Raw genomic sequence first — 16,420 nt, 5'->3', positions numbered from 1 at the left:
TTTTATTTCGAATTTTATTTGAAGGAGAGATCGGTTCATGTCCAACGCGCAAAAAGCACTCGTGATGGCGGCAGGCATTTTTCTTGCCATCGCGCTCATTACCCTCGCCGTCGTATTGTTTATTTCCGCGCAAGACTCCACCAAGGCGGCGCAAAGCAATTTCAGCAATATCCAGACGGAACTGTCGCAAACGGCATTTACGGTGTACGACAACACGACGCTATCGGGCAGTCAGGTGGTCAACGCGCTGCGCAAGTTCAGCGATAAAGAAGAGTTCGGCATCCAGATTGTCACCGGGAAAAATCCGGCGGGTCAGTGGTATGGCAAGGTGATCAACACGGGTGTTCCGATCGACAGTGTGACTTACGGCTCAGTGGTTGGTGATGCGCCGGGGTAACTGAGCCATGCGCTCGATGAAGCGAATATCAACTACGTCAATCCGAGCGGCAAATTTCGGGCGCAACTGGTGCACGACAGCAGCAACGTCATTCGCGGCATCGTGTTTCGTCAGCAGTAAGCGCCCTTACTGACATCACAACGCTGACGGGGCGTCCTTTCGGGTATAGACGGACGCCCCGGCGTTTTCAAGGAGGAAGCCGATGGAACATGCACCCAGAACGATGCTGGAAATGAGCGTGGCCTGTCTTCTCTTTCTGATGGCCGCAACGAGCGGACTCATGCTCTTTCAAACCGGGGCCGCGCTGAACGCCACCGCCTATGTGTCGGGAAAGACGCTGGATCGCAACATGCAGATGACGTTTTCGCCGATTGCCGGCGACGGTACCGTATCCGGCGCAGAGGTAGCGCAATCCATTGCCCGGCTGGAGACGGGAGACGCGGAAATTGTGGTGGACGGCGTTCGATACGTGCCGCCGCTCGATCGGGACCCGTTCGTCCCCGCCGGCATTCGCCTGAATGCCCGGTATACGGCAGTCGCCCAGCGAGATGCGTCCGGACAACTGGTGCGTCTCATTTTCGCTTTACGCTAAGGAGAATGCCATGAACAGTATCTCGAAAGTTTTCGCGGCGCTCATTGCCGTTCTTTTGCTCTACCTCTACCCCATTTCCGCAGCCTTCGACCAGCAGGACGATATTTCGGAACTGGTCGTCCTGAAAGCGACGACAACGTTTGTGGATGCAGTGCGGGACAAGGGCTTTGTGTCGCCGAGCATGTATACGGACTTTATGGAGGCGATTGCGGCAACGGGCAACACCTTCGATGTGCAAATGGAACACGGAAGCAAAAAGTACGTGCCGGTTTACGACGACCCGACAAGGCCGGATACGTTTCGGGGCAGCTACGAAGTGCACTACGACCTATTTTACAACGCGCAGATTTTGCCTGTGCTGTTCCCGAACAGCGCGGCCGCAAAAGACGATCCGGCGAGACGCTACAAACTGCGGGTCGGCGATACATTTGCGGTCACGGTTAAAAATACGAACCGGACTCCCGGCACGATCCTGTTCGATTTCCTGAACCAGGCCATCAGTCCGAACGAAAAAATCTTCATTCCTTACGGCGGGGTGGTGCGCAATGAGGCTGATTGAATGGGCCATTGTCGGGGCGCTCATTTTCCTGCCGTTTGCGACCGTGAACCGGATTGAAGTCGAAACGCAGCGGAAGGCGCTACTCTCCGAGCTGCGCTATAACACCGCGCTGGATGCGGCGGTGGATGACGCAGCGCGGATGTTGACCGTCAATGCGAATCAGCAGCGGGAGACGCAATACGAATCGGCCAAGCGGGTGGCGCTGAACAAGGACGAAGCGATTGCCGCTTTTTATCGGACGCTGTACGCAAGCTTCGGCATTGCCGACGATCCCGTTGCGCAAGGCGTACTCAATCGGTATATCCCGGCTATTGCGGTGATTGGTTACGACGGTTTCTACGTCTATGCCGAGGAGGAGTGGACGGGAGCCGACGGGAGCACGGAACGAAAACCGGTTTGGGGAGCAAAGAGGCCGTATGCCTACGCCGATTCATCGGGTAACAGCCTTTCGTTCACGCTGGACGATTTCGTCCTCGCTTACGATGCGGGCAGCCGGAGCTGGCACGAAGGCTTGCGGGCCGACGTCGGGCAGCAGACGAATATTGCGCTATTAAAGGATGCGGAGCGATTTGAGCAGGTGCGCCGGAGCACCATCGTCCGCGCAATTGAAGACGAACTCGCCTACCGGATCAATAAACACAACGAATCGGTTTCCCGATACGGCTTTTCTTACACCTTCATGCTGCCGACCATTTCGCAGGAGGAATGGCACAATACCGTGAATGATGTCGGGGTGCTTGCCTTTATCCAAGGCATTCCGATGGGAGGCAAGTTTTACAACCATTATGCGCTCGGCGGAAGCCGCGTGCTCAAGAAGCCGGAGATTGTCGGGGCCAGGAAAGGAAGCATGAAGGTGTATTATCGCAGCACATGCGGCTTTGCTTATCCGGTGGAAGAGACGTTTTCCAGCGAACAAGCGGCCGCGCAAAAAGGCTATATGCCGCTGGACTGTCCGGTCCCGCCATCTTAACGAGACGGCGGTGATTTCGGAAAGTGGACACGCCGTCAGATCGGCTCTATGATGAACCTGACAGTAGAAATCTTCCAAACTTGTCATGACCCCTATTAAGAGAGGAGCGAATGGCGTGAGAAAATGGGTAATTGCAGGACTTGTCGCCGCGATGCTTTGCAGCTTGTTCACCGTAACGGCAAGCGCGGCGAGCCGACTTCCGTCCTTTGTCGGCGTCGTCATGGACGGACAAAAAATCTGGTTTCCCGATGCGCAAGCATTTGTCGATGAAAACAACCGGACGCTCGTGCCGGTTCGATTCATCGCGGAACAGATGGGCGCGAAAGTTGGATGGGAGCCCAAAACCATGACCGTTCCGATTGAGCGGGACGACCTGCATATTGTGCTTACGATCGGCGATAGCACGGCGCTCGTCAACGGTAAAGAAGTGGTCTTCGATTCGAAGGCGATCACCAGCGGCGGCCGGACGTTTGTCCCGCTGCGTTTTGTCAGCGAAGCGCTGGGGGCGAAAGTGAATTGGGATAGCCCGACATCGACCGTATTTATTTCCATACAAGAAGACGCCAATGCAAAGTACGATGAATGGGGCCGCCTGATTCGCACAACCCATTTGCCGAAGAACGCGAAAGATTACCCGTACATTCTGGCCGATGTGCCGAATGAAGCCTATGAAATGGCCTATCCCTACTCGCATCCTACGGACAGCAAGGTTTCTTCGGTGCTCTATTCGACCATACCGGAATTCAATAAGAAAAACGTGGATATATGGATGAACCGGCTGAAAACGTTCGGCGCGTTGTGGCTGAATGTGGATTACAACACGATCGACGATTCGTGGGCGCAGGCTTTATTCGCTACAAAAATGCAAAATTCCAATGCCGAACTAAAGTATATTCGTCGTTATGTGGATTGGGTAAAGGAGAACAAAATTCAAGTCAAAGGTTATCTTGATCCGGAACCGTCGATGATTTACCGTGACGGTTTTGGTAAAAATTATGTAAGGTCCAAATTCAGGATTAAATTCGTATCCTATTCAGAGCGCAAGGACTTGATTTATGATACATGGTTTCCCAATGATTTGAAGTATGAGAAAGGCACATGGGTGCCCAACGATACTCCTCTTGAAAAAAATGTATGGTATGAAGGTTACGCCGACATTGCGTTAGGAACAAATATTGGGGGAGACTGGGGCAGCACGTTGAAGGTGGCCACCGCAAGTTTATTCTACAACCAACTGATCAGGAAGGTTGAATAATATGATTAAAAGCATCGTTACAAAGTGGGTATGCCTTACGATGGCATGCCTTTTTTTATTGCCATTGCTACCGAGACAAGTCTTTGCCGAAACTCCGAATGTTTATACGGAGTCAGGGAAAATTCGTTTTGAGATCACCAGCACGGCTGCAACATCGTCCATCAGATACAGAACCGTGGGATGGACGGTGCGACGGGACCAACTATGTACGAATACTACGCCCAAGCAGTGTGGCGATCCTCGAAACGGCCAACATGCTTCTTTTTTGGACCAGCAAGTGCGGCAGGTAGGTCAAGACCCGAATCCGCCGATCCCCGGAGCGCCTTTAACGACATTTTATGAAATCAGCGAGGCGCTTGTCACGGAAGGCATGTGGAACGCGGGCATGGGCGACATCAAAGACAACGACGACTTATATTTGTATGCCATCATGGTGTCCATCGACGGAAACGGCAACGTGCGCAAAGGGCCCTTTTATACGTTAGATGAGATCAAGAGAGCCGAACCTTGGGCGCACCCGGACGACTTGGACGATTATTTCGGCATTCATGTACCCTATCGAAGCGCGGAATTTCCCGTCGATGTCATTGCAAAAACCGTAGACGGCATAGTCATTCAAAGACCGGAAGTTACATTTCTAAAGGGCGAGTACAAAGTCGGGGAAACGATCAATCATGAATTTCCCGAAACGATTGAGGACAACGGAAAAACGTATACGATCGTTCGTTCCTATTTATCGCCCAAGCAGGACCCGACGCGGAAAGACTGGCTGCAAGAAGACCCGGAAACCAATCCGAAGGTGCGAACGCGAAGCTTTACGGTGCATCTGGGCGGAACGGACGCGGTTGCCGAATATGCGGAGAACAATCCGGTGAAGGCCATCTATCAAAAAGAAGACGGCACCAAACTCAAAGAAGTGGACAAAGGCGTTTTCGCAACCGGCGAGGAAGCGAACCATACGTTCGAAGGACAAATCACTTCCGGCGGTCAGACGTATGAAATCATCCGCTCTTACATTACGAACAATAACAAACCCGACGAGAAGCTGTTCATTCAGGAAAAAGGCGACCCCAAGCTCAAAGAGCGCTCCATTCTGGTGGGATCGGGCGGCTCCAACTTTATCGGCATTTACAAAATTCCCTCCTCGGTAACGGTCGCGTCCCGGATTGAAGCGCCGGAAACGGTCGACCAAAACGTGACCGAAGTGGACGGGAATTTTGTTTTTGAAGTCAAGTCGTTAAAAAATTTGCAGTCATACGAAATCACGGATATTCGAAATGCCAGGCTCGTTCAAACGGGCGACAAAACCGGAAACCTCTCCGGCACGTCAACGAGTAAAACGATTCCGATCAAAATCCCGTTCACGTCCGGCGACAAAGTGAGCGTGCAAATCACCGTCGTTGTGAAGGATGTGGACGGCAATACGGGGGACTCGACATCCGATCATACGGTACGCAAAGGCGACGGCGACGGAAAACCGCAGCCCGGCGCTTCCCAGCAGGCCGAAGCGATGGAGCCAAGCGCTTCTGCTGTCATTCAGGCGGATGCGCGCGGCGCAGAAAAATTTGATGTGCTGCAAGGCATTCCGACTTCAGAGAACCTGTATGTGAACGCTTTGGCCAAATCGTACTTGTATCGCAACACGTTCACGGAAACGACCGGCACGAAGCAATACCCGATTCAGGTGAGTAAAACATATACCCTCACCTGGACGGAGACGCGATCCGGCCCGCCCGATGCGGACGGGAATCCGACCACCATTACCGTTCCGCGTTCAGATACACAGACGGTCACCAAAAACTATTCGATTGAACGCAAGTACAGCTTCTGGACGATTCAAAATCTCGAAGTGTACGGCATTCAAAAGGCGACGGTCTCCAATTATGCGCTTCCTTCGGGAACAGTTACGCTGGAGCCGAATGGCTATACGCCGCCAACCGTTTCCGCTGCGCATGATGCGTCGCTCAGCGCGCATATGACCGATCCGGTCTATTCGAATGTGACGCTGCCCGGACAAACGATTTCCGGCGGTTCCAGCCGGCCTTCCGTACCGAACGAGGACTGGACAAACGAGGCCGAGAGAGCTATTGGCAAGATCAAGGTAAAAAACGACTCGTTCGTTTTTAACGGAAATACAATCATGGACAACCGAATCGTTGAGGAAAAAGCGCCGACGCCGGGGGCGATACCGGCCCCGCCGATGATTGGGCAAGATGTGCTGTACGGCAAAGGTTATCTCATTGACGCTTTCAAAACAAACAAAGCGAATCAACCGAGCACCGGCACCATCTTTTATACGCTGGTCAAGGGCATTGGCGGCGGGGAAAACAAGAGCTTTCCGATCGGCGGCATCAATCCGGTGACGGTGCATACGCCCGTTGTCAATCAGGCGTCCGTATCCGACGACCAGGCGCATAATCAGAAAACGCAGCCAACCGCCGGTCGGGCTGCGCTCATTCTGGACCGGCCCTTTACCGTAACGATTCCGACAAGCGGCCCGCACAAGGACATCAAGGGCTACGGCAATCGGGATTATGCCAAGTATGTGAGGGACAAACAGATTTGGTTTCCGTTCGATGTGTACAAAGCGGATCGCACGACGTTTGTCCCCAAGGAAACGTGGGTATCCATCCCGGTCGGTCAGATACAGACGACCTTCTATTTGCCCGTTTGGGTGGATGAAGGCTATTACGACGTATTATTCCGGACGTTTGCCGAGAATAGTCCGGCCTCCTTTACGTCCCAGATGAATGCCAATCTGGACTTGTCCAACCATGTGGCTACGCAGGTGGTTCCAGTGGAAGTGATCGGACGTCTCTATGATTTCCGCATCACCGACATTGCCGATTTTGCATGGGAATCGGTGTTCCGCACCCAAAAGGGCAGCGCGACGCCGACAGGAAATGCCTATTGGGTCGGCACGAAAGGAATTGACGGCGCACCGCGCGGCAATACCCCACCTTACGTGCTGCCGGTACGGCAAGGCAGTCATCCCGAGAGCGGCAAGAAAAACGTAGCGGTCAAAACGGGTTACCATGTCAAATTCGAAGTCATGACGAAAGGCAACATGTTCGGTTCGGGCGACGGCATCCTCATTACACCGACGTTTTATTTTGTGGACAGCAAGGGGAAGAACAGGCAAGAAGTCGATCTGTACTATCATTCAGGCAGTCAGCGGTTTATTCGTATCGGCTCCAGCGACGATGTGGAGAAACGGTATGTGACGCTCGACGCTCGCCTGCGCAATGTGCCGAAGCAGGAGTTGACCGACACTGCCGCAACGCTTTGGTCGCTAAACGGTTCGCCCGGAGACAGGCAGACGTTTATTGATCAATATGTAAAGGATGCGCAGAAGCCGACCTATGTGGGCGGCTACGATATCATGCTGCTGCCGCCTCAGCTTCGGACGTTTGTTGGCAGTATGCAGGTGCCCTCCGGCATCGATGCGGCCCGCGCCAACGCTTCGGTGCAGCGGTGGAGGGGGGACTACAGTTTGCCCGCCGCACCGTACGTGGTGCCGAAAGGCTTCAATCTGGCCGAGTACGGCCGCACGCACCGGCTGGACGATCATGCGCCCGTATTTCTGAAGGATGGGTACATCATCGTCAATTTCAACATCGAAACGATCCGCAATCAAGACTTGAACCATCCGCATCTGCAATACAAAAACGCGCCGCTTGACAATCAGTGGCGGATGGAAGGGTTTCAGCCCAGCTACGTCGATCCATACGGGGCAACGTTCTCCCTGCTGGACGGCGACGTCGTCTTTTATCATGCCAATTTGTCCAGCTACGACGACTTTGGGACGGGAGGCACCCATTAAATTCACCAGACGGGAGGGATAAACATGTTGGAAAAGCTGCAAAGTGCCGCGCCAGAGGATACGGCTTATTTTTATTCCGCTTCTGCCGCAGAGGAGATCGAACGTGGCTGCATCGGCCACCTGCGCGGCGATTTTGGGCGGTCGGGCGAGGAGTTCTGGGTAACCTGGTTTCCCCGGCGCTCTCCCTTTGAAACGACTGCTTTTAAAGAAGAATTGGGTAAGGTCTTTCAAGCTATCGGCGATCAGAAGGTGCTGAAAAGCCGCCAGCATATGTTACGATTTTGTAGCGAGCATCCGGAGGCGCGCATCGGCGGTGCTTGGAGCACGGATGTGTACGGGTTTTGCATGCAAACGCAGGATCACCGCTACTATTTGCGCTGCTTTCCCTTTGCCGGGGATTACAACTTTTACTTGTACTGCTATGCCCGGCCGGAGCGCTTGGTGGAGCAGCAACAGCAAGCGCCTTCCACGCCTGCCGCACAGAAGAAAAAAACGGAAACGCAACGATAGGAGGACGCAATGAACGATCTCGCTCGTTATCGGCTGCTGGACGGAGCCTCGCTTCCGCTTGCGGCCAAGCTGGTGTACTGCTATTTACCGGATTTGGCGGGCGGAAAAAACAGCGCCGTGTGGCTTTCCTCCCGTCGGCTTGTGGCAGATATCGGACTTTCCCCTTCTATGTGTGTCGCAACCTAGAGCGAACACCTACCAGCCGGGAGGAAAAGAATATGCTGGAAAGACTGCAAACGGCCGTGTCGGAGGATGCGGCCTATTTTTATTCCGCTTCGATAAAGAAGGATACGGAACGGGGTTGCATCGGGCACCTGCGCGGTTATTTTGGCAGCAGCGGCGAGACATTCTGGGCAAACTGGTTCGAGCATTTGCCAGCGCTAAAAACGCCGGCTTTCCGGGCGGAACTGGATGCGGTTGTGCGGGCATTGACGGAGCAGGGACTTCTTCAAAGCCGCAGCCAGATGCACCGTTTTTGCCTGTCGCATCCGGAGGCCCGATTATCGGGGGCGTGGCATTCCGGCGTATACGGCTTTTGTTTTCAAACAGAGCGCCATCGGTACTACCTGCGTTGTTTCCCGCATGCGGGAGACTACAATTTCTATCTGTACTGCTACATCCGGCCGGATCGTTTGTCGGAACGGTCGCCGGAGCGTTAGCGTCTGCCGAGGAGGAAGTTTATGAATGATCTTACCCGGTATCAACTGCTGGCCAAAGCGAAGGTCCCTCCTGCAGCAAAGCTATTGTACAGCTACCTGATGGACCGCGCGGGCGGGCGGCACGGCTGCGTCTTGTTGTCCGGCAAAAAGCTGGCTTTGGAGGTGGGTCTCTCTCCTTCCACTGTCCGCCGAAATCTGCATCGCCTGCAACTTATTGGACTCATTCGGATTACGGCCCGTTATTCGGAGGAAGGCATTCGCCTCACCAATCAAATAACGTTTCGGTAAGGGAGGTGCTCTCGTGACAGCCAAGTTGCAGCGCATCGTCGAACTGGCTGCCGGCACGGCTCGCACGGTAACGAATCAGCCTGAGCGGTGGGCGGATTTTTTGCGGACGGCGGCCTGGAACTATAAATATCCGTTTCAGGATCAACTGTTGATCTACGCCCAACGTCCGGACGCAACGGCCTGCGCGCCGATTGACGTCTGGAACAAGCGGCTGGATCGCTGGGTGAAACGCGGCGCAAAAGGGATTGCCCTGATTGAAGACCGAGGCAACCACCTGGGCCTGCGCCATGTGTTTGACGTATCGGATACCCAAAGCAGACGCCAGCCGCAGGTGTCGCTTTGGCGGTTGCAGGACAGCGACACGGCTCATGTGATAGAAACGCTGGAAAATGCGTTCGGAGCGCCGGACGAGAGCGAACGGCGTGCGGATCTGCCTGCCGCGTTGCTCGCTGCTGCGCGGAATGCGGTGGATGACAACAGCGCCGATTATGTGGCGGAGTTGATGAAAGAGCGGGAGAACAGTTTGCTTGAGGACCTGGACGTTCCGCATGTGGAATTGTTGTTCAAACAAGCGTCTGAAAAAGCCGTCGCTTATATGGCCTTAACCCGCTGCGAGTTGAATCCCGAACTTTACATTAGCACCGAGGATTTGTCTTCCATTGGTTATTTCAATACGCTTCCAGCATTATCCCATTTGGGCGCAGCGATCAGCGATGTGTCCGAGATGATGCTGCGGGAAATTGAATCGACCGTCCGGGCGCTGCGCCGGGATGCACAACGTGCAAATGAGGGTCAGTCGCTTCATACCCTTGCAAGACCCGATTCCTTGCCGCACAATGAAGCTACCCTGCAAGAAAGGAAGGATGAACATGGAACTGACGTACACGCCGCAAGGGGATTATCTGCTGCCCAACCTGACGCTGAGCGAAGCGGAGACGACCATCGGGAAGTACGGGATGATGCGCAAGACGTTTCTGAAAACCGAGCGGAAGGGCATGTACGCCCATCTGATGTTGTCGGAGCAGTTGAACCGGCATCTGGCGGACATCGACCGGACGGCGCGGGAGCAGATCGACCGGACGATGCAGGAGATGCTCGCTTCTTACCCGGCCCCGGACAAGGCGAGCGATCCGCTGGCCTGGACGGGACATATGAACAACCTGAAGCAGCAGGCGGAGGAACTGATTCTCGCGGAACTGATTTATCATTAAAATGGTACGACCGGGAAACGGAGGACCGAAGTCTTCCGTTTTTTCATGACCAGGCCATCATCAATGACATGCTTCGAGCCGCGCCGCTGCGGGAGAGCAAGTCGGACATCGCAGCATTTTTCCTTGCTCATGAGGACGAGCGCGAGCGCATGTTGTATGTGCGCGGTTTGTTTCCGGCAGGCATCACCGAACTGACGCTTGATGAAGGCGTACGAGCAGGATTTGAACCGTATCGCAACGTTTTGCATCTGTGGACAGGTACGGCGGAGGAACGCACGGCGCAAAGCTTTTACGATTGGGGTGTCATCGCCGGGCATCTCGCCAGCATGATGCTGTTGAACGAATTTGACTTGTCGCGAAAGTCAGAACCTTCCATCGAGCAACAGACGCTGTGGATGGAACAAGCGGAGGACGCAAAAGCCTCCGCTTTTTTCATGCCGCAAGCGGTCATTGACGCCATTTTGCAAAACGGCAGCGGTTTTGAGAACGGCAAGTATCGCATTGCGCTGCATTTCCAGCAGTCGCTGTCCGCACAGGAGAACGCCGATTTCCTGAAACGGGAATACGGGACCGGCGGGCGTCTTCCCGCGCTGATCGGCACGGATATTCACATGAATTATGACAGCAAAGGCATCACGCTGACCCGCGGCTCGATCATGAACCCGGATACGCAGGTGGTGCTGCCGTGGATGAACGTGCAGAAACGTATCGGCGAACTGCTGGCAGCGGGTCGTTACTTGAACCGGAAGGAAGCCGAGCGATTGCCCGCCTTTGCGGAAGAACAGGAGGAAAAGCTGCGGCTGCAAGCGGCGGAAATGGCCAGGCGCGAATTGCCGCAGCCGGATGCATCGTCGGGGCTTTCCCGACCGGACGCACAAGCGGAATCGGAACACACGCCGGTGAATCGGGAACGGGCACGATACGGTTATGACGCGGGCAGCACGGTCTGGATCGGCGCGGACGAATATGAAGTTGTGCAGCTGGAGCAACGAACAGTGACGCTGCAAGACCGTCAGTTCCCGCTCTTCATCAAAGAGGTGAATCGCCGGGATTTTGAGCGAATGCTGCGCGAAAACCCGCTGAACGATCATCTGATTACCGGGGAGCAGGAGTCGGAATGGACTGACGAAACGGCATGGGAAACGGCGGAAGATGCGGTTTTACCGGAAGAGCCGGTGACGGAGGGGCCAGAGGCCGTATCGCAGCCAGACACTTCCCTTTCCTCTGATGGTGCGGCCGGCCGCGCCGCGCCAGCCCGTCCGTCTATCCCGGCTGTCAACTACCGGATTACGGATGATGAACTGGGGCATGGCGGCGCAAAAACGAAGTTCAAATGGAACATGGAAGCGATTCGGCTGCTGAACAAGCTGGAGCAGGAGCAGCGGCAAGCGACAGCGGACGAGCAGGCGGTGCTGGCTCGATATGTCGGATGGGGCGGCATTCCGCAGGCGTTTGACGAAGCGAACACGCAGTGGGCAGCCGAATATGCGGAACTGAAAAATGTGCTGGAGCCGGATGAATATGCATCCGCTCGCGCGTCAACGCTGAATGCCCATTATACGTCTGTGACCGTCATCAAGGCGATGTACGACTGTCTGGAATCGATGGGCTTTCGCAGCGGCAATATTTTGGAGCCGTCCTGCGGCATCGGCAATTTCTTTGGACTGGTGCCGGAGTCGTTCCAAGGCTCGCGGCTGTTTGGCGTGGAACTGGACAGCATTACCGGCCGTATTGCCAAGCAGCTATACCCGCAGGCGTCGATTGCGGTCAGCGGCTACGAACAGACGAATTTGCCGGACAGCTTCTTTGATCTCGCCATCGGGAACGTGCCGTTCGGCGGTTATGGCGTGGCGGATAAACGTTACGACAAGCACAAGTTTCTCATCCATGATTACTTTTTCGCCAAGACATTGGACAAAGTGCGTCCGGGCGGCATCATCGCTTTTATTACGTCCAAAGGAACGATGGACAAGCAAAATCCTGCGGTTCGCAAATATATTGCGGAACGCGCCGAACTGCTCGGAGCGGTGCGTCTGCCAAGCAATGCGTTTCTGGCCAATGCCGGAACCGAAGTAACCGCTGACATCATCTTTTTACAGAAACGGGATCGCATGGTCGCCGTCAGCGAGCAAACCGAAGCATGGCTATCCCTGTCCGAGACAGCGGACGGTGTGCCGGTGAATCGTTATTTCGCGGAACATCCCGATATGGTGCTGGGCACAATGGTTTTTGACGACCGGATGTACGGCAACCGCCAGGAAACGTCCTGCAAGCCATTCCCGGACGCCAATCTGGATGAATTGCTGCGCGAAGCGTTCTCCAACATCCATGCCGAATGGGCGGAGCTGGAACGGGAAGACCAGCCGGAGGAAGAAGAGCCTTCTCTCCCTGCTGATCCGACTGTGCGCAATTTCAGCTTTGCGTTGGTGGACGGACAAATCTACTATCGGGAGAACAGCCGAATGCGGCGTGTGGACACTTCTGCTACGGCGGCAGGCCGCATCAAGGGAATGATTCAGCTGCGGGACACCGTGCGCGAGCTGATCGAGTACCAAACCGAAGACTATAGCGATGAGATGATAGAGCAGCAACAGCGAAAGCTGAATGCGCAGTATGAACGGTTTACGGCGCAATACGGCCTGATCAACAGCCGCGCCAACAGCCTTGCTTTTTCGGACGACAGTTCCTACTTTCTTCTTTGCTCGCTGGAAATCATCGACGAGGAAGGACGGCTGCTGCGCAAGGCGGATATGTTCACCAAACGCACCATCCGGCAGCGCATCCGCGTGGAACAGGTGGATACCGCTTCGGAGGCGCTTGCCGTCTCCATCGGTGCAAAAGCCCGTGTCGATCTGCCGTATATGGCGCAGCTAACCGGTTGGACGGAAGAACAACTGATAAAAGAGCTGCGCGGCGTCATCTTCCCCAATCCCGAAAATCTGGACGAGGAAGGTAAGCCGATCTACGAAACCGCCGATGCGTACTTGTCCGGCAATGTGCGGGAGAAGCTGCGTGTGGCCAGACAGTTTGCCGCATACGATGCCGAACGTTACGGCGAAAACGTCAAAGCGCTTGAAGCGGTGCAGCCGAAAGACCTGAACGCCTCTGAAATTGATGTCCGCTTGGGCGCAACCTGGCTGCCGCCGGAAGACATTCGGCAATTTCTGTTTGAGCTGGTGGACACGCCGCCGATGTACCAGACCTACATCAACGTCATGTATTCCGAATATACGGCTGCCTGGAACGTCAAAGGCAAAAGCGATGACCGCAGCAACAATATCAAGGCGAACGTCACGTACGGCACAAACCGCGTCAATGCGTACAAAATTCTCGAAGATACGCTGAATTTGCGGGACGTGCGCGTATTTGACACCGTGTATGAGGATGGCGTGGAAAAGCGTGTACTGAACAAGCAGGAAACGGCCATCGCCCAGCAAAAGCAGGAGATGATGAAAGAAGCGTTCCGCGACTGGATATGGAAAGACCCGCAGCGGCGCGAACGGCTGACACGGCTGTACAATGACCGGTTCAATGCCATCCGCCCACGCGAATACGACGGCAGTCATATCCGATTCACCGGGATGAACCCGGAAATCCGGCTGCGCCAGCACCAGGTCAATGCGGTTGCCCGGGCGCTGTACGGCGGCAACTCCCTTTTCGCGCATTGTGTCGGCGCAGGCAAAACCTTTGCGATGACCGCCGCGGCGATGGAGAGCAAGCATCTAGGGCTGTGCAACAAGAGCATGCTGGTCGTTCCGAACCATCTGACCGAACAGTGGGCGGCGGAGTTTTTGCAGCTGTATCCGTCGGCGAATATTCTGGTGGCGACCAAAAAGGACTTTGAAACGAAAAACCGCAAAACGTTTTGCGCGCGGATCGCTACCGGCGATTATGATGCGATCATCATCGGCCATTCGCAGTTTGAAAAAATACCGATTTCCATGGAACGTCAGCGGCAGCAACTGTACGAGCAGATTTCGGAAATTACAAGCGGCATCCGGGAACTCAAGGAAGCCAGAGGCGAACGCTATGCGATCAAGCAGCTTGAAAAAACGAAAAAGACGCTGCAAATCAAGCTGGAGAAGCTGAACGACACTAGCCGCAAGGATGATGTCGTGACCTTCGAGGAATTGGGCGTAGACCGGCTATTCGTGGACGAAGCCGATTCGTACAAAAATCTGTTTCTTTATACGAAAATGCGCAATGTGGCCGGACTGTCGCAAACCGAAGCGCAGAAGTCGTCGGACATGTTTGCTAAATGCCGCTATCTGGATGAACTGACCGGAGGCCGGGGCATCATCTTTGCGACGGGTACGCCAATCTCCAATTCGATTACCGAGATGTACACGATGCAGCGCTATTTGCAATACGAGCGGCTCAAGCGGCAAGGCTTGCAGCATTTCGATGCGTGGGCTTCGACGTTTGGCGAAACCGTCACCGCGATCGAGCTTGCGCCGGAAGGAACGGGCTATCGGGCGAAAACCCGGTTTGCCCGTTTTTACAATTTGCCGGAACTGATGAATATGTTCAAGGAAGTGGCGGATATCCAGACGGCGGACATGCTCCAGCTTCCCGTACCGAAAGCCCATTTCCACAATGTTGCAGTGCCGCCAAGCGACTTTCAGCGTGACATGGTCGCGGATCTCGCCCGCCGCGCCGAACGGGTGCGGGCGAAAGAAGTGGAGCCGCACGAGGACAACATGCTGACGATCACCAATGACGGACGCAAACTGGCGCTCGATCAGCGGCTGGCTAATCCCCTGCTTCCCGACGACGAAGGCAGCAAAGTCAGTGCCTGCGCGGACAATATCTACCGGTATTGGGAAGAACATCAGGAGCAGCGGTTGACCCAGTTGGTGTTTTGTGATTTGTCCATTCCGAAACAGGATGGCGCCTTCAATGTGTACGACGAGCTGCGGCGCAAGCTGATGGAGAAAGGCGTTCCCGCCGAGGAAATCGCCTATATTCACGACGCCAATACCGAGGTCAAGAAAAAGGAACTGTTCGCCAAAGTACGCAGCGGACAGGTTCGGATACTGCTCGGATCGACGTTCAAGATGGGCGCAGGCACCAACGTGCAAACGAAGCTGATTGCCCTTCACGACCTTGACTGCCCTTGGCGTCCGCGGGATCTGGAGCAGCGCAGCGGGCGCATTATCCGGCAAGGCAATCAGAACAGCGAGGTGCATATTTTTCGCTATGTGACGGAGAACACGTTCGACGCGTATTTGTACCAGACACTCGAAAACAAGCAGCGCTTCATTTCGCAGATCATGACCAGCAAATCGCCTGTCCGTTCCGCCGAGGATATTGACGAGACGGCTCTCTCCTATGCCGAGGTGAAGGCGCTGGCGACCGGCAACCCGTACATCAAAGAGAAAATGGACCTGGACATTCAGGTATCCAAATTGAAGCTGCTCAAAGCCAACCACTTGAGCCAGCGCTATGCGCTGGAGGACCGGCTGCTCAAGCTGCTGCCGCAGCAAATCAAGTCCACGGAGGAACGAATTGCCGGCTATGAACAGGACGTTGCTTTGTATACACGTTCTCTGGCATCCGAGGCGGATGGGGCAGATAAATTCCCCGGCATGACGGTCAAGGATTACACCTATTCGGAGAGGGCGGCGGCGGGCGCGGCTTTGCTCGACGCATGCAAAGGCATGACATCGCCCGATCCGCAGGAATTCGGCAGCTACCGGGGATTTTCCTTGTGGCTGTCCTTTGACAGCTTCCATAAGGAGTACAAGGTCACGCTTCGCGGCGCGCTCGGTCATACGGTGACGCTCGGAGCGGATGCAGGCGGCAACATAAGCCGCATCAACAATGCCTTGTCCGACTTGCCTGCGAAGCTGGAACATGCCCGCGAGCAGCTTGCCACCTTGCGGCAGCAAATGGAAACGGCGAAGGAACAAATCGCGGCTCCTTTCGAGAAGGAGCAGGAACTGCAAACGAAAGCGGCGCGTCTTGCGGAATTGAATGTGCTGCTCAACATGGACAAACGGGAAAACGAAGCTGTGGACAGCGTGCCGGACGAAGAACTGGAAGCGCCCGAACGGCGGGTGGTGGGTCGTGAACGATAACGGTCTGACACCGTCGTTCCTCCCCCTGAAAGGGAACTTCATGCTGACCATTACGGAAAAGAACATGGTATCGGTG

The 16,420-nt window shown here is 54.9% G+C and carries 12 protein-coding genes and 1 pseudogene; 12 read left to right on the top strand and 1 reads right to left on the bottom strand.

Annotated features, from left to right (window positions below; translation table 11 throughout):
- Positions 1-37 precede the first annotated feature (37 nt).
- The 10 genes and pseudogenes from AC27IT_RS13345 to AC27IT_RS13300 all read left to right on the top strand — a co-directional run bounded on the left by AC27IT_RS13345 (position 38) and on the right by AC27IT_RS13300 (position 9,053).
- Positions 38-517 (top strand): annotated as a pseudogene (locus AC27IT_RS13345) (ABC transporter permease).
- 82 nt (positions 518-599) lie between these two features.
- The gene (locus AC27IT_RS13340; protein WP_036623512.1) at positions 600-989 is read left to right on the top strand and encodes a hypothetical protein; all 390 of its coding nucleotides are present in this window, start codon (positions 600-602) and stop codon (positions 987-989) included.
- A gap of 10 nt (positions 990-999) precedes the next feature.
- Positions 1,000-1,548, top strand: coding sequence for a hypothetical protein (locus AC27IT_RS13335; protein ID WP_036623510.1), 549 nt, complete (start codon positions 1,000-1,002; stop codon positions 1,546-1,548).
- Positions 1,535-2,518, top strand: a complete 984-nt coding sequence (locus AC27IT_RS13330) for a hypothetical protein (protein WP_283858643.1) — start codon at positions 1,535-1,537, stop codon at positions 2,516-2,518. Before AC27IT_RS13335 ends, AC27IT_RS13330 begins: the two co-directional genes overlap by 14 nt.
- A 115-nt stretch (positions 2,519-2,633) precedes the next feature.
- Positions 2,634-3,773: a copper amine oxidase N-terminal domain-containing protein gene (locus tag AC27IT_RS13325; RefSeq protein WP_283858644.1), complete on the top strand. Its 1,140-nt coding sequence runs from the start codon at positions 2,634-2,636 to the stop codon at positions 3,771-3,773.
- 385 nt (positions 3,774-4,158) lie between these two features.
- Positions 4,159-7,596, top strand: a complete 3,438-nt coding sequence (locus AC27IT_RS13320) for a DUF5704 domain-containing protein (RefSeq protein WP_412679497.1) — start codon at positions 4,159-4,161, stop codon at positions 7,594-7,596.
- 24 nt (positions 7,597-7,620) lie between these two features.
- Positions 7,621-8,106, top strand: coding sequence for a hypothetical protein (locus AC27IT_RS13315; protein WP_062410483.1), 486 nt, complete (start codon positions 7,621-7,623; stop codon positions 8,104-8,106).
- A 9-nt stretch (positions 8,107-8,115) separates the two neighbouring features.
- Entirely contained in the window at positions 8,116-8,292 is a 177-nt protein-coding gene (locus AC27IT_RS13310) for a hypothetical protein (RefSeq protein ID WP_186311127.1), read from the top strand.
- Between the two features lie 32 nt (positions 8,293-8,324).
- A complete protein-coding gene (locus AC27IT_RS13305) occupies positions 8,325-8,765 on the top strand; it encodes a hypothetical protein (RefSeq protein WP_080835134.1) in 441 nt (146 codons plus the stop codon).
- A gap of 21 nt (positions 8,766-8,786) precedes the next feature.
- Positions 8,787-9,053 carry a helix-turn-helix domain-containing protein gene (locus AC27IT_RS13300; protein WP_124331901.1) on the top strand — a complete coding sequence of 89 codons (267 nt, stop codon included), beginning with the start codon at positions 8,787-8,789 and terminating at the stop codon, positions 9,051-9,053.
- Here the strand turns inward: AC27IT_RS13300 and AC27IT_RS13295 are convergent.
- On the bottom strand, positions 9,028-9,624 hold the full coding sequence (locus AC27IT_RS13295; RefSeq protein WP_283858646.1) for a hypothetical protein: 597 nt from the start codon (positions 9,622-9,624) through the stop codon (positions 9,028-9,030). The genes AC27IT_RS13300 and AC27IT_RS13295 overlap by 26 nt on opposite strands.
- Positions 9,625-9,922: 298 nt before the next feature.
- On the opposite strand from AC27IT_RS13295, the gene AC27IT_RS13290 reads away from it, so the two are divergent.
- Together AC27IT_RS13290 and AC27IT_RS13285 are read left to right on the top strand one after the other, a co-directional pair.
- The gene (locus AC27IT_RS13290) at positions 9,923-10,264 is read left to right on the top strand and encodes a TnpV protein (protein ID WP_274364792.1); all 342 of its coding nucleotides are present in this window, start codon (positions 9,923-9,925) and stop codon (positions 10,262-10,264) included.
- Positions 10,265-10,332: 68 nt separating this feature from the next.
- Complete coding sequence (locus tag AC27IT_RS13285; RefSeq protein ID WP_283858647.1) at positions 10,333-16,344, top strand: helicase-related protein; 6,012 nt, start codon at positions 10,333-10,335, stop codon at positions 16,342-16,344.
- Positions 16,345-16,420 lie beyond the last annotated feature (76 nt).

Source organism: Brevibacillus sp. YAE8 (assembly GCF_057543335.1).
The sequence above is the reverse complement of the archived record's forward strand: the minus strand, read 5'-3'. Positions and strand labels throughout refer to the sequence as shown.

Excerpts from the sequence above, each read along its gene's own strand:
- AC27IT_RS13340 (WP_036623512.1), top strand. The coding sequence starts at position 600 with ATGGAACATGCACCCAGAACGATGCTGGAAATGAGCGTGGCCTGTCTT.
- AC27IT_RS13335 (WP_036623510.1), top strand. The coding sequence starts at position 1,000 with ATGAACAGTATCTCGAAAGTTTTCGCGGCGCTCATTGCCGTTCTTTTG.
- AC27IT_RS13330 (WP_283858643.1), top strand. The coding sequence starts at position 1,535 with ATGAGGCTGATTGAATGGGCCATTGTCGGGGCGCTCATTTTCCTGCCG.
- AC27IT_RS13320 (WP_412679497.1), top strand. The coding sequence starts at position 4,159 with ATGGGCGACATCAAAGACAACGACGACTTATATTTGTATGCCATCATG.
- AC27IT_RS13315 (WP_062410483.1), top strand. The coding sequence starts at position 7,621 with ATGTTGGAAAAGCTGCAAAGTGCCGCGCCAGAGGATACGGCTTATTTT.
- AC27IT_RS13310 (WP_186311127.1), top strand. The coding sequence starts at position 8,116 with ATGAACGATCTCGCTCGTTATCGGCTGCTGGACGGAGCCTCGCTTCCG.
- AC27IT_RS13305 (WP_080835134.1), top strand. The coding sequence starts at position 8,325 with ATGCTGGAAAGACTGCAAACGGCCGTGTCGGAGGATGCGGCCTATTTT.
- AC27IT_RS13300 (WP_124331901.1), top strand. The coding sequence starts at position 8,787 with ATGAATGATCTTACCCGGTATCAACTGCTGGCCAAAGCGAAGGTCCCT.
- AC27IT_RS13290 (WP_274364792.1), top strand. The coding sequence starts at position 9,923 with ATGGAACTGACGTACACGCCGCAAGGGGATTATCTGCTGCCCAACCTG.
- AC27IT_RS13285 (WP_283858647.1), top strand. The coding sequence starts at position 10,333 with ATGCTTCGAGCCGCGCCGCTGCGGGAGAGCAAGTCGGACATCGCAGCA.